Annotated in this window: 12 protein-coding genes; 5 read left to right on the forward strand and 7 right to left on the reverse strand. The window is 45.3% G+C overall.

Annotated elements, in window-relative coordinates; genetic code table 11:
- From ACLHG7_RS14785 to ACLHG7_RS14815, 7 genes are read right to left on the reverse strand one after another with little or no spacing between them, the layout of a single operon-like run.
- A complete protein-coding gene (locus tag ACLHG7_RS14785) occupies positions 1-606 on the reverse strand; it encodes a GNAT family N-acetyltransferase (RefSeq protein WP_410211756.1) in 606 nt (201 codons plus the stop codon).
- A complete protein-coding gene (locus ACLHG7_RS14790; protein WP_410211757.1) occupies positions 599-2,413 on the reverse strand; it encodes an IucA/IucC family protein in 1,815 nt (604 codons plus the stop codon). The genes ACLHG7_RS14785 and ACLHG7_RS14790 overlap by 8 nt, the downstream gene beginning before the upstream one ends.
- Positions 2,414-2,416: 3 nt before the next feature.
- Positions 2,417-3,643, reverse strand: coding sequence for an MFS transporter (locus tag ACLHG7_RS14795; RefSeq protein WP_410211758.1), 1,227 nt, complete (start codon positions 3,641-3,643; stop codon positions 2,417-2,419).
- Complete coding sequence (locus tag ACLHG7_RS14800; RefSeq protein ID WP_410211759.1) at positions 3,627-4,931, reverse strand: lysine N(6)-hydroxylase/L-ornithine N(5)-oxygenase family protein; 1,305 nt, start codon at positions 4,929-4,931, stop codon at positions 3,627-3,629. Before ACLHG7_RS14800 ends, ACLHG7_RS14795 begins: the two co-directional genes overlap by 17 nt.
- Positions 4,924-6,702, reverse strand: coding sequence for an IucA/IucC family protein (locus tag ACLHG7_RS14805; protein WP_410211760.1), 1,779 nt, complete (start codon positions 6,700-6,702; stop codon positions 4,924-4,926). Before ACLHG7_RS14805 ends, ACLHG7_RS14800 begins: the two co-directional genes overlap by 8 nt.
- The gene (locus ACLHG7_RS14810; RefSeq protein ID WP_410211761.1) at positions 6,699-8,216 is read right to left on the reverse strand and encodes a pyridoxal phosphate-dependent decarboxylase family protein; all 1,518 of its coding nucleotides are present in this window, start codon (positions 8,214-8,216) and stop codon (positions 6,699-6,701) included. The genes ACLHG7_RS14805 and ACLHG7_RS14810 overlap by 4 nt, the downstream gene beginning before the upstream one ends.
- On the reverse strand, positions 8,213-9,586 hold the full coding sequence (locus tag ACLHG7_RS14815) for a diaminobutyrate--2-oxoglutarate transaminase (protein ID WP_410212040.1): 1,374 nt from the start codon (positions 9,584-9,586) through the stop codon (positions 8,213-8,215). The genes ACLHG7_RS14810 and ACLHG7_RS14815 overlap by 4 nt, the downstream gene beginning before the upstream one ends.
- Before the next feature lie 356 nt (positions 9,587-9,942).
- Here ACLHG7_RS14815 and minC point away from each other — a divergent pair, with 356 nt between their 5' ends.
- From minC to ACLHG7_RS14840, 5 genes are all read left to right on the forward strand, one after another.
- On the forward strand, positions 9,943-10,641 hold the full coding sequence (gene minC / locus ACLHG7_RS14820; protein ID WP_410211762.1) for a septum site-determining protein MinC: 699 nt from the start codon (positions 9,943-9,945) through the stop codon (positions 10,639-10,641).
- A 276-nt stretch (positions 10,642-10,917) separates the two neighbouring features.
- Positions 10,918-11,736 (forward strand): septum site-determining protein MinD, encoded by an 819-nt coding sequence (minD, locus tag ACLHG7_RS14825; protein ID WP_114898283.1) that lies wholly within the window; start codon positions 10,918-10,920, stop codon positions 11,734-11,736.
- Positions 11,733-12,008 (forward strand): cell division topological specificity factor MinE, encoded by a 276-nt coding sequence (gene minE, locus ACLHG7_RS14830; RefSeq protein WP_114898282.1) that lies wholly within the window; start codon positions 11,733-11,735, stop codon positions 12,006-12,008. Before minD ends, minE begins: the two co-directional genes overlap by 4 nt.
- 166 nt (positions 12,009-12,174) lie before the next feature.
- The gene (locus ACLHG7_RS14835) at positions 12,175-12,462 is read left to right on the forward strand and encodes a PA4642 family protein (RefSeq protein ID WP_410211763.1); all 288 of its coding nucleotides are present in this window, start codon (positions 12,175-12,177) and stop codon (positions 12,460-12,462) included.
- Between the two features lie 88 nt (positions 12,463-12,550).
- Positions 12,551-13,012 (forward strand): DUF1456 family protein, encoded by a 462-nt coding sequence (locus tag ACLHG7_RS14840; protein ID WP_410211764.1) that lies wholly within the window; start codon positions 12,551-12,553, stop codon positions 13,010-13,012.
- The last annotated feature ends 84 nt before the right edge of the window (positions 13,013-13,096 follow it).

Genomic DNA, 13,096 nt, shown 5'->3' on the forward strand with positions numbered 1-13,096 from the left:
CTAAAGTACTGAAGTCTCAGTTTGTTTCGGATATTTCGCCAAAAAAACATCTCGCGGACAATAGTAGAGCATTGCCACTTTTTCAGGCATGGGGATCAGCCGCTGCGGCTCATAGCACATATCACGAGCAACAACTTCATAAGGCTTGACGGTATGATCAGGCTCTCCAACAACCCGTTTTGCCTCAGAATGATCAAAAATAAAATGCGATAACATCCGAATAATCGCCCGTAATAGCCCTTTGCCATACGCTGAAGTTTCTCCGATCAATAAATGCCACCCTAAATCATTCGAATCTGAATCATAGTAGCGTCCGAGCCGATCGCGAGCCCCTTCATAAATTTCGGTATAGCCCACCCACTGTCCATTAACACCGACTAAATAAATACGTTGATGATCGTCAGCCAGTGCTTTTTCATAATGAACAGATAAATCAACGAGAGATTTATTCAGTTGCCATTGGGGAATCACATGCTCGTAATGCATCCACTTATGCAGCAACTCCATGTCACGTGGATACTCCAGTTGGCGCAGACTCACCTCGATATCACCAAAATCACTGAGACGATATTCATTTGGTAATTGAGCAGAAATTGACTTAAGCATTGATGACTCCTTGATGCCATTTTTTTAATACGATCGGTGAAACAGGATTGTCCATCGGCGCTAGGATCTCAGGCACTGGGCGCTCGGCGTCATCCGCATAACCTTGACTAAAGAGCCTGACCCGATTGAGACAGACTTTTTCAAAGGACGGTCTCTGAATTGAAAATTTTTCAATGCGGTCTGCAAGCTCAGGATGCGCTTTATGAAAAGCATCAATAACATCAGCAACTTGCTGCCAGAATTCCGCTTCATCATATTCAAAGTCTTGTAAAAACACTTCGGCGATATATCGATAATGAACAACAAACAGCCCGGTAAAAATAAAATGGCTGAGGTCTTGGGCAGAATGGCGCAATAAAAGACGCTCTACTTCTGAGGGCAAAGTCACTAACTCTGGAAAGTCCTCTTCGACCAGATTAACGTCATCAATAAAATCTTTAACGACCATCCGCTTGGGAATGCCATGCTCATGGATCAGTAAACTGTTTTCTCCATGCGGAGAAAAAACCACGCCATAGCGATACAAACAGTACAACAGTGGCGTGATACACACATGGACGAATTGTTTAAGCCAAACCAAAGGCGCTAACCCGGACTGGGTAATCAACACTTTTAAAATCGACTGCCCCTCTAGATCACGATGCACCAGTGCTGCTTGGGTAAGCACTTGTTGACCGTCTTCCAGATGCTCATAAATGCTTTCACGCCATAGCGCACCAAAGAGCTCTTTGAACTGATAAGGAGCACCTTCAATTTGATCAAAACAAGGCTGCTTGACAGTCACACTAGCAATCTCACCCAACAGGATTAACCCTGTATCCTGCAGTTCACGATCTTGTTGATAGATTTCTTTTAGCCACGCAGTGAGTGCCGGTGCGGCCAAGTTTCTTTGTGATGGAAGGCCACGATATACTGCGGTATTGAGAATACTTAAAGGTAACTTGACATAGTGTTTGTGCGGACTGGTGATATTACCAAAGGTTCGGATGGACTGCATCGGCAAATACTGATCTTCAGAGAGACCCAATTGAATGATGTCACTGCGTGCAATTTCACCCGCATAATTGGTCATAATCCAATGATGCCATTGCCAGGTGTGTACTGGCAGAAAGAAAAAATCGGATGCACTTTTCCCTTTAGTCTGAACGATTCGATCAAAGTCTTGGCGCTGTGATGTTCCTATTTCATGCTGATAAAGCACGTTGGCGGGCTGATCCGGAGTCCCTTTAAAAGTCGCTAGACTTTTGCTTACGGCAACCCATAGCAATTGCTGCTTTTGCTGCATTTCAGGGGCAAAATTGAGGTAGTCCTGATAACTAAAGCCCATTCGCCCTTTGCTCATCACAATCCATGGATGCCCGCGTAGCGTACCTTCTACTTCTGTCGATGATAAACGTAAAATTTCTTGGCTATTAGGGCGACCTTGATCAAATAAATGAGCTTCTGCCAGCCACGTATTGTTCATCTCTTTAATCAGATAAGCCAAAGTGAACGGCTTGACGTCAACTTTCTTTGCAAGAGCAATCAAGAATTGATGCAAGTCCCATGCGCTATGCTGCTGTCCCGTCACACGCACAGAACCCGGTTGAATGGACCAATTGCCCAATTGCCGCTGGCTCGCTTTGAATTCATAGCTGATCTTATGACCCAACTCATCGATCCCCAAATCCAAGCGATAACAATCAACATCAATCACCGTGACGTCAATAATGTGCTCATATAAAAACTCAGCGATGGCCATTTCAATCAGCCGCTGCCCAGCTTGACGCCATTCAGGTTCTTGAATTTGCAACGACATAATTCCCATTACTTAATACTCCGCTTTGATCATAGGTTCGGATGAAATTTGAGGTGTAGTTTTTGAAAACTGACGAAGTGACAGCCCGTAATACACCAGTGAAAAAGAAATGCCAAAGAGTAATGCGGCAAGCCAAAAGGGTGCGGTCAGTCCATACCAAGCAACCACCCAAGCGGCAAGCAAAGGCGCAAATAGCTGTCCGCTGTTCTGCACCACTGTCGTCAAGCTAAAATACCAATGCGGACTACTTGAAGCATTTGTAAATAAATGATTTTCTAAGAGAGCCTGTCCAAGCAGCATGCTAAAACCAAAGATAACCCGAGCTGCAAACAAGCTATAAATACTCTGGGCAAGTGCTTGCCATGCTAGGCTAATCACCAAAAGCCCGAGCATAACGCTGTAAGCAGACGAGACCTGAATACGCTTAATCCACTGACTGTGCAAAATAGGAAAGACGGCAAAAGCCATAAGCGATGGAATTAAGTAAAGCACTGCGGCAGTCAGTTGACTCATATGCAGTGTTTGAATGCCATAGGCCGTCAGGTATGGTCTTACACTATTAGTCGCTATGCTAAATGCGAGGATGAGCAACCCATAAGCGAAAACTGTCTGGGGCCGCCAAAGATAATGCGTTTGCTGTAGATCGCTCGTTTCTTTCGGGACCTCGGCTTTAGGCTGCTGCTTACGTTGACGAAAGACCCAAAAACACAGAATAACTTGCAGCACATCCAACGCAGCGACAACAACAAAGAGTTTTAAAGGATGCTCAAAGTGCAACACCCAGCTACTGGCCAAAGCGGAAGCAATCAGTGCGACTTGCACCACCAACTGGACTTGCCCAACGGTGCGCAACTGTTTTCGGCGCCCTTGCAGCTCAATCAGCAGACTATAAAATAGAAAATAGCTGCTCTTAAAAATCAGTAATAGTACAGACAGTATTAAAAAGAAGGTCAGTTGGCTGGCTTGTGACAAACCTAAAGTAATCAATGCGGCGCAAGACTGACCAATAATCAGTAACTTGAGCGGATCAATTTTTTTGGCCAAAAATCCCCACAACGGTGCACTGATCAACACCGTAAATCGGCATAAGGCAACGTATTCGCCCGTTAATGACAAATCCGTAATTCCAAAAACCTGACTGAAAAACTGCGGATAAAATGGTGATAAAATCGTCTCGGTAAAAACGAATAAGAAACCACAGATCAAAAGCAGAGAAACACCATTAACACGCGATATCATCAGGGGCACCAAAGCGTTGAAAGGTATTAACTTGACCGAGATAAAAAGCCTCGTACCCCAAAAGTTGATTCGCGATTTGTGCTGCACGATAAGCACCCAGCCCCAAATCCGGAGTCCCAATGCCATGCGTATGCAACTCCGCATTCTGAACAAAGATTTTCCCTGACCCGTGATGTTTGACTTGATACGCGCCATCAATTTTTAAACGGTTCTGATCGTCATAATCGAGGATCGGCTCTAAACCCTGCATACAAGCCGGTAATCCATGTCGATAACCCGTTGCAGCCACGACATAATCCGTACTGACTTCGAAATGGCGTTGTTGCTGTAGATGTCTAAACCTGAGCCTAATGCGCCCCTGCTCCATCCGTGCATCGACAAGCTCACTCAAGCCTGAAAGAACGACATTGAGTGCCTGTCGACCAATCGTACGATGGTATAGTTTCTCGTAGATACTACCGATCGTGGAGAAGCTGATCCCTTTATAGAAAAGTCCTTGGTTTGGAACTAATAGATCTTTGGTCTCTTGCGTAAGCTGATAAAAATAACGCGTGTAATCAGGTGTAAAATGCTCCAAACCTAAGGCCGAATACTCCATCGGGAAAAATCCTGCCGTGCGCGTAAGCCAGCTCAACTGAAATGACCGATTCAGCTCATGGTCTATCTGTTGTTGTTCGAGAAGAACATCAAAGACTTCAGCCGCCGACTGTCCAGATCCGAGGACAACCGTATCCCCATGCCGATGCTGCGCCATACGCTTTGCAAAATCTGCCGAATGGAAACAACGTTTAGGAAAATCCTTTGCCAACGTTTGCAAGCATTTTGGCAATGTCGGAACGGTACCCGTACCAAATACCAGATGCTTACAGGTATAGGTCTTATGTTCGCCTTGGTGTTGAACCATCACACGAAAGCCATGATTCTGGGCTTCAACTCGGATGACCTCTGCACCAAAGCGCAGTTGTTTAATCTGTTGGCTTGCCCATTGGCAATAATGATTATATTCAAGCCGGGGGATATGCAGTTTTTCTAAAAAATAAAACTTAAAGAGCCGATCTTGCGCTTTAAGATAGTTGAGAAAACTCAAAGAACTTGTCGGTTCAACCATCGTGACTAAATCAGCCATAAAGGGAACTTGTAGAGTCGTATTGGGGAGCAACATCCCCTCATGCCATGAGAACGTTTTCTTCTGCTCAAAGAATAAATAATCAAGCGACTCTTTACCCTGCAGCAACGCTGCCAAACTGAGATTAAATGGACCTATTCCAATGCCGATAAAATCAAGCACGAATCTTCTCCAGCTTTTGATGTAATAAAGGATTTTGAATACGGATATAGACCGACTGAAACTCAAGGGGTGCGGTCAGCTCATCAAGCTCATGCAGTCGAGTCAGTAGATTGCCTTTGTAAGGCAAGGTGTCGTCTTCCAGCAACTGCTGGATTAAGCTGCTATGGGGATATATTTTTTGCTGTTCGATCAAGCAATGCTGCAGTTGTTTGATCAACGTACGTTCATGAATAAAGCCCGTTGCGCCGAGTGCATTGATTAGCCCAAAGATGGTATTGCCAAAGAAATAATAAATAAAACGCTCATCGACAAACTCACGTGGACCTACCGATTCTGCTTTACCCGTCAGCTCTGGAAATAGCGCAATAATTTTCTCTGCATACTCTTCAATATAATAAAACCCTTGATTATCTCTCAGCCAAAAACGGCTGGGCCATAACGCATCAAGCTCCAATAAAGTGTTCTGTTGATGGGCTTCAAAAGCCATCCCATACTGCATATAAATGGAAAGCATTGGCTGAACCGCCACCTCCAGAAAACGCGTGAACCACGTACTCGCAACTTGCTCTATAGGCAACTGAGTTTGTAAGGCCAATGCTTGCAGGATATGGGTCAGACGATTTTCAGCTTTTAATGGATGATCTTGAGTGAGCGTAGCCATACAAGTCACTTGCGCTTGTGTGGCAAAGGGGTTGTCTCGCAGAATACAAATCGTCTCGCTCACAACGCTACCCTGCCAAGTCAAGGCGATCCAGGCTGGGTCATTGACCGCTGAGAGCGTGCGATGTTGCTGCTGAATAAACCGACCCAATGGGCTTCGCCATAAGCGACAGCTAATCTCCCCCCGTAAGCACTCATGATGCTGGTTGACACGTACAGAGTTGGTAATCGATACCGACAGTGACGGCTTAAACATCCACGGCGCTGGACCACATAGAGTTCTTATCGACGTCGAAGGAAAAAGCTGCCAGCCAAGCTCCCCCAGACTGATGATCTGTTGATTCTCATGCAGTGCCTTCCATAACGGTTGTCCCATTAAAAAACGCGCCTGCCAAGGATGGAGTGGCAATAATTTCCATGTCGGATATTGCTCAATCTGGGCACGCAGCATCGGTGTGAGAAAAGTCTGCAACTGACGCTTTAGTTGATCACTCGGCAACTCATGATCTGCACTACCTTCAGTCACAAAATCAGGATGGACTAACCAAAAGTGAAGCTGACAACGACCTTGGGTTTCTGGTGAAAAATTAACAAAGTCTGCATGAACAAAACCCTGACGACTTTTGGGTGAAGGGTGCATGGCATGACCTAGAATCAGCCCTTGCTCACTTTCGACAAAGCTGAGCTCAGGTGCGAAGATAGCATCGATGTTGCCGATGCGATGCTCTAAGAACACAATGAGCGCATCACGGCTTTGCACCCACTTTTCAAGCAAACTGGCAGCATCAACGGTGCTCTGTGTATGCTGAACGATATCCTCAAGCAATATCCCTGCAATCGCAACAGGGCTTAGTGCAATCCATTTTTGATCACTCCAGACTTGAGGCATTGCCGCTAAACGATGACGCCCCAACACACTGACATAACTCAAGGGAACCGCTAGTGCAATATCCAGTGGCGCGAGTTGAATACTCAATAAAGTCTGGTCAGCGCTCAGCATGCGCTGACTGGTAGTTTGCTCATGAACCCCAAGCAATACTCCGCGCCCAGTCTCCTGAATATACGCATTGATTAAATGCTGAAGAGCTAAACGATTGGCTTCGTTTTTCATGCTTGAGCCTCCAGTTGATGCTGAATAAGGGGTTCAGCTTGCCGATGCAGCTTTTTAAGTAACTGCTCGATATCAGCAAGCGAAGTATTTGGATTTAAAAAAGTGAACTTCAGGCTTAAATGACCCTGATATCGCGTCACACCAACATTCGCTTGACCACTAGCCAGAAGTTGATCTGCAGTCTTTTGATTTAAATGATCCAATGCTTGCGCAGACATACCCACTGGCTTTAAACGAAAGAGCACACTAGACAACTGAGGTTGCATAAAAAGCTGCAGCTTAGGATCAGCTTCTATAAGCGCAGCAACCTGCTTGGCTAAAATCAGGACATGATCAATTAATGCGGCATATATTTTTGTTCCGAGGGCTTCAAGACTCATCCACAATTTGAGCGCATCAAATCGCCGAGTCGTTTGCAATGATTTGGACACTAGATTTGGCACGCCCTGCGCTTCATCAAAATCTGAATTCAGATAATCCGCTTCATAGTGCATGAGTTGATAAGATTTAGGGTCTTTCAGAAGAAATGCACCACAACTGATTGGCTGAAAGAAATGCTTATGAAAATCAAGTGTGATAGAATCTGCTGACTCGAGTCCCTGCAATAAATACCGGTATTGTTCGGACAAAAGCAATGCCCCTCCCCAAGCGGCGTCTACATGCAGCCAAATCTGATGTCGCTCAGCAATCCTAGCAATCTCGACAAGTGGGTCTATCGCCCCTGCATCCGTTGTTCCTGCAGTCGCGACTATTGCACTGATGATGTGATGATTTTGTGAAGCCATTTGGATAGTCTGCTCTAGCGCATCAATATCCATTCGCCCCTGATCATCAACCGCAATCGGAATAACCGCGTTATACCCAAGTCCAAGCAATGCCATGTTCTTCTGCACCGAGAAATGAGCATTGGCTGAACACAACACCTTGATACGACTGGCATCGGGGGGCAAGCCATCGAATTGCACAGATAAGCCCCAGCGTCTTAAAACTACTGCATCCCTTGCAAGCATTAACCCCATCAAATTGCTTTGTGTACCGCCACTGGTAAATACCCCGGCATCACCAGACGGATAACCAACCTGTTGACGTAGCCATTCAATCAGTTTTATTTCCATGATGGTTGCGGATGGGCTTTGATCCCAAGAATCCATACTTTGATTACTGGCATTAAGAAGTACTTCAGCAACTTGGCTGATCACCAAAGTCGGACAATGCAGATGCGCCGTACAATGTGGATGATGCACCTGCAAACTATGCTGTAAATAGTTATCGACAGCATGCTGGATAGCCTGTGACGTTCCCAGACCTTGTGACGTCACTTGCAATGAGATTTCTCGTTTCAACTGTTCAATACTCAGTCCTGAGTACATCCGCCCATGCTGTAACCACTCTCCCACCATTTCCGTTGTGGAGTGCATGAGCGCGGAGTAAGCAGATACCGCCTCTTGATGCTGACTTAATAAAATTGAAAAATCCGGCGAGGGAACACTTTCGGCAAATAGCTGATAACTCATTTCAAGCCCCGCACACGTACTTTTGCATCTTGTAGCGCCGTACCAAAACGCTGGACCAGCTGATTGAGTTCATTATCTGTAATCGTCAAGGGGGGTAACAAACGGATCACCGTTCCATGACGCCCGCCACGCTCAAGAATTAATGCATTCTCAAAACAACACGTCTGAATTTCTGCGGCAAGCTCTGGATCGGCAGGATAACTACCAAGATGATCAGCAGGCTGACTGGCATCAATAATCTCAATGCCAATCATCAACCCACGCCCCCGAATATGACCAATGCAATCGTGTTGATTTTGCAGCGTTCTGAACTGATCCTTAAGCCACTCACCTTGCTGTTTTACTTTGAGATGAATCTTATTATTTTTTAAATATTTGAGGGTTGCCATTCCCGTTGCCATCGCCAACTGATTACCGCGAAAAGTACCGGTATGCGCAGCAGGCTGCCAAACATCAAGTTCACGTTTATAGGCCAAAATTGCCAGTGGTAAACTCCCTCCAACGGCCTTGGACATCACAATCATATCCGGCTCAATCCCTGCTTGCTCGAAAGCAAACATATGCCCTGTGCGCGCAAATCCGGTCTGGACCTCGTCGATGATGAGCGGAATTTTATGCGCCAGAGTCACCTCTCGAATACGACGTAGCCACGAAACGGGTGCGGCATTTACGCCACCTTCCCCTTGTATCGCTTCTAAAATAACTGCTGCGGGTTTGCACACGCCGCTTTCCACATCACTGATGAACTGTTCAAAGTAATACGTTAATGCATGAATACCTGCCTCCCCGCCAAGACCTAAAGGGCAACGATATTCATGCGGATAGGGTAAAAATTGCACACCAGGCATAAGCCCCTGAACCTGTTGTTTTGGTGACAAGTTCCCGGTAACCGCTAAGGCACCATGCGTCATACCGTGATAACCACCGGAGAAACTGATCACATTACTTCGACCTGTCGCGGTTTTAGCTAACTTCAGAGCAGCTTCAACCGCATCGGCACCCGTTGGTCCACAAAACTGCAAACAATAATCATTACCATCATTAGGTAAAAAAGAGAGCAGATATTCTGAAAATGCATCTTTAAGCGGGGTAGTTAAATCCAGAGTATGCAAAGGCAAGCCACTTGCCAGCACATCCTGAATACTTTGTACGATATCCGGATGATTGTGACCCAATGCCAACGTCCCTGCCCCAGCAAGACAATCTAAATATTGATTGCCCTCAACATCGGTGATCCAGCACCCTTTTGCAGAAGCAATGGCAAAAGGCAACTTGCGCGGGTAGCTGCGTACACTGGATTCAAAACGCGCTTGTCGAGTCAGATATTGCGCATTACTTTCAATTGCATCAGCGCTCTTGAGTGAAGGCATAGCGGTCATGGCGTAAGTCTCTCAATTAAACGATAATGAGAACTATAATCATTAGCATTTATTAAGTCAAATACAATCGCGCAGGATCTGCACATTCACTTGGCAGGCTTTGTGAAGCAGCTTTGGCATTGAAGTTAAAACTTACTCTGTGCGATGCGCTGATTTTCATGCGCTTGTCTCTGGCACTCTGGATGATTTTCCTCTACGATGCAGTCATTAAATCGGATCTGAGCGGGATGCAAACGCAGATAAGCGTGATATGACATTTGGGTATTATTTTGATATCCCTCATAGACAAAGAACGCTCAATTCCAATCCAAACCTTTTTTCTCTATCTGACCTTTAAGGACACTCTCATGAGCGATATTCGCCTCAATGGCAAAATGGTCAGCTTTACACGCATTACCTTACAGACGGACAGCCTTCCCCGTCTGGAACGCGAGATTTCAACATTGGCAAAAAAACTCACAGGCATGCCTGTGATTATTGATTCAACGCTGGCTTTGCCTCTTGAGCCAGTGCTCAATTTACTGCGCGAACACAACTTACAACCTCTCGCAGTGGTCGAAGGTTTTCTTGCAGATCAAGCCCGCGCAATACACTTTCCCGTCCTCCCTGCTGACCCCAATATGCAGCGCGTTGCTCCTACCGAACCACCTACAGTTGCAGAAAACACTGCATTTGGGGCTAAAAAGAAAAAAGCTGAGTCGATCACCATCGTTGGTGATACCTTGCATAAAGAAACCTTACGCACTGGTCAACGGATCGTCGTAGAAGAAGGTAATCTGATTTTGATGGCGGATATGAATAGCGGCGCTGAGCTCATTTCCGGCGGGTCAATTCATGTCTATGGTACGGCTCGCGGTCGTCTCATGGCGGGCGCAGGTGGAGCACTCAATGCACACATCTTCTGTCAGCGCTTAGAAGCTGAACTGGTTTCAGTATCAGGAACATTTTGTGTATCTGAAGATATTCCTGCAGATATGATCGGACAAGCCGTACACATTAGCCTATCAAATGAAGGTACACTAGAGTTCAATAAGATCAATCACTAACTAAAATACAACTTAGTCTTTTGATTTTATAGAAAATTTATATTGATTAGCAAAAGCACTCAACTTAAGCATGCTCCATATCACGCATGTTTTAGTTGAGAAGTGATGAAAATGGTGGTAAAAATCGTTACATGTTCTGTAACATTATCGCCATAACACAGATTTTAATTAGCTGCTATCCTAATATTGATCTATTGCTTGAAATTTAATCATTGTTTTTTAACAAAAATACTGGTGGTCCCCTATTTAGACCATTTCCAGGCTAAGGAGTTTAATGTGGCAAAAATCGTTGTCGTAACCTCAGGTAAAGGCGGAGTCGGAAAAACGACGACAAGCGCATCATTTGCCACAGGTTTAGCCTTACGTGGCTACAAAACTGTTGTTGTCGATTTTGATGTGGGTCTACGTAACCTTGATTTGATTATGGGCTGCGAACGCCGCGTGGTATATGATCTTGTGAATGTTATTCACAACGAAGCCCGTCTCTCACAAGCGCTGATCCGTGACCGTGAAATCGAAACACTGTATATCCTGCCAGCAAGCCAAACCCGCGACAAAGATGCATTGACCGATGAAGGTGTTGCACGTGTCATCGAAGAACTCTCGGCTGAGTTTGACTACATCGTTTGTGACTCTCCTGCTGGTATCGAACGTGGTGCGATTTTGGCGATGTATCATGCCGATGAAGCATTGATTGTAACCAACCCTGAAATCTCTTCAGTCCGTGACTCAGACCGAATTATTGGCATGCTGCATAGCAAAACCAAGAAAGTCGAACAAAATATCGGTCGCGTGCGCGAACACTTAGTCATCACACGCTTCGATCCAGATCGTGCAAGCCGTGATGAAATGATGACCATTGATGATATTTCCAAAGACATTCTTAAAGTACCGACCCTCGGTGTCATTCCGGAGTGTAACTCGGTACTCAATGCATCAAACCAAGGTGTGCCGACCATTCGTGATCTCGACTCTAAAGCGGGTCAAGCTTACGATGATCTCGTTGCACGCTTTTTAGGTGAAGACCGTCCATATCGCCATATTCAGCCCCAGAAACAAGGCTGGTTGGCACGTCTATTTGGAGTGCAGCCATGAGCTTTTGGGCAAACTTATTTAAATCAGAACCCGCACCGACGAGCGCAAAAACCGCTGCAGATCGACTAAAAGTCATTATCGCAACCGAAAATCGTTTGGGACGTCGCTTATCGCAAGATACGATTAACCGGATGAAATCTGAGATCATGGAAGTTGTGAACCGCTATGTTCGGGGTGTGACTGCACATGATATCCATATGAGTGTGCGTACCGAAGACAACATCGAAATGCTGGAAATGAACATCAATTTACCTGAAGATCAACCGACCTAAGTTGATCTTCTTGCCTGATTATTCATTAAGTCAGCATCAATAAAGCAAAATGACCCGTTAAATACGCAGTCATTTTGCTTTTTTTATGCGGGAATACGCGTAAAATGAAGCCAACATTAAACCGTATTCTTTTTTATAAAGATTAGATTACAAGATTGGAGTCATCATGGCTTTTGCACAGCCCGCTACATTTAACGAAGCTTGGTCAGACGAACGTGTTTTTGCCTACCTGAATCACCTGCCACCAGAAGGCGTTAGTGCCGATTTTCATGTTCTGTATACCGCGTATAAGCACATGCGGCCTTTTGATTTTGAGCGGTTACTGGTGCAATTTAAAGCAGACGGTCGAGATGTGAATGCAACCGACAATCAAGGTCGTACTCTGGCTCAAGTCATTGCCGCACACCCAAGTCAGAATGTAGAGTTTTTGGATTTATTAGCACGTTTTGCTTAATCCAGCGATTCGCCCATATTTTTTAAATTTTGAAATTAAGATAACTAAAGGCTTTAAATCGAATGATGTCTGTCTGTGAAGTGACCCTATGTTGAATAATGACGTTCTACGCAGTGTGCGTTATATGCTCGACCTGTCTGATCAGAAAATGGTCGAAATTTTCGCACTGGTTGACTATAGTGTCATCGAGGCCGATGTGGTTGATTTCTTACGTGCTGAAGATGAAGAGGGTTTCTTAGAAATTCCTGACGAAGCCATGCTGTACTTTCTGAATGGCCTCGTCATTCATCTGCGCGGTAAGAACGATAAACAAGCCCCTGTTCCGGTGAAACTCCCCAACTCAAATAATCTCATGCTGAAAAAACTACGCGTGGCATTTAATTTGAAAGATGAAGACTTACAGGAGATTCTGCAGTCTGTCGATTTTCAGGTGTCTAAACCTGAACTGTCTGCTTTGTTCCGTGCCAAAGGACACAGTAACTACCGGGCTTGTGGTGACCAATTCTTACGCAACTTCCTCAAAGGACTCACCCTGCGAGTGCGCACCTAAGCACAGAAGATACAATCCAACAACTGAACACATACGATAGTTCTACGCCTAAATACACGTATTCACGGCATGGTGTAAAAATTG

Origin of the sequence: Aquirhabdus sp., assembly GCF_046462495.1 — a bacterium.
Lineage (GTDB): Bacteria > Pseudomonadota > Gammaproteobacteria > Pseudomonadales > Moraxellaceae > Aquirhabdus.

Coding starts and splice junctions, on each gene's coding strand:
- ACLHG7_RS14785 (WP_410211756.1), bottom strand. CDS start 606: ATGCTTAAGTCAATTTCTGCTCAATTACCAAATGAATATCGTCTCAGT.
- ACLHG7_RS14790 (WP_410211757.1), bottom strand. CDS start 2,413: ATGGGAATTATGTCGTTGCAAATTCAAGAACCTGAATGGCGTCAAGCT.
- ACLHG7_RS14795 (WP_410211758.1), bottom strand. CDS start 3,643: ATGATATCGCGTGTTAATGGTGTTTCTCTGCTTTTGATCTGTGGTTTC.
- ACLHG7_RS14805 (WP_410211760.1), bottom strand. CDS start 6,702: ATGAAAAACGAAGCCAATCGTTTAGCTCTTCAGCATTTAATCAATGCG.
- ACLHG7_RS14810 (WP_410211761.1), bottom strand. CDS start 8,216: ATGAGTTATCAGCTATTTGCCGAAAGTGTTCCCTCGCCGGATTTTTCA.
- ACLHG7_RS14815 (WP_410212040.1), bottom strand. CDS start 9,586: ATGCCTTCACTCAAGAGCGCTGATGCAATTGAAAGTAATGCGCAATAT.
- minC (WP_410211762.1), top strand. CDS start 9,943: ATGAGCGATATTCGCCTCAATGGCAAAATGGTCAGCTTTACACGCATT.
- minE (WP_114898282.1), top strand. CDS start 11,733: ATGAGCTTTTGGGCAAACTTATTTAAATCAGAACCCGCACCGACGAGC.
- ACLHG7_RS14835 (WP_410211763.1), top strand. CDS start 12,175: ATGGCTTTTGCACAGCCCGCTACATTTAACGAAGCTTGGTCAGACGAA.
- ACLHG7_RS14840 (WP_410211764.1), top strand. CDS start 12,551: ATGTTGAATAATGACGTTCTACGCAGTGTGCGTTATATGCTCGACCTG.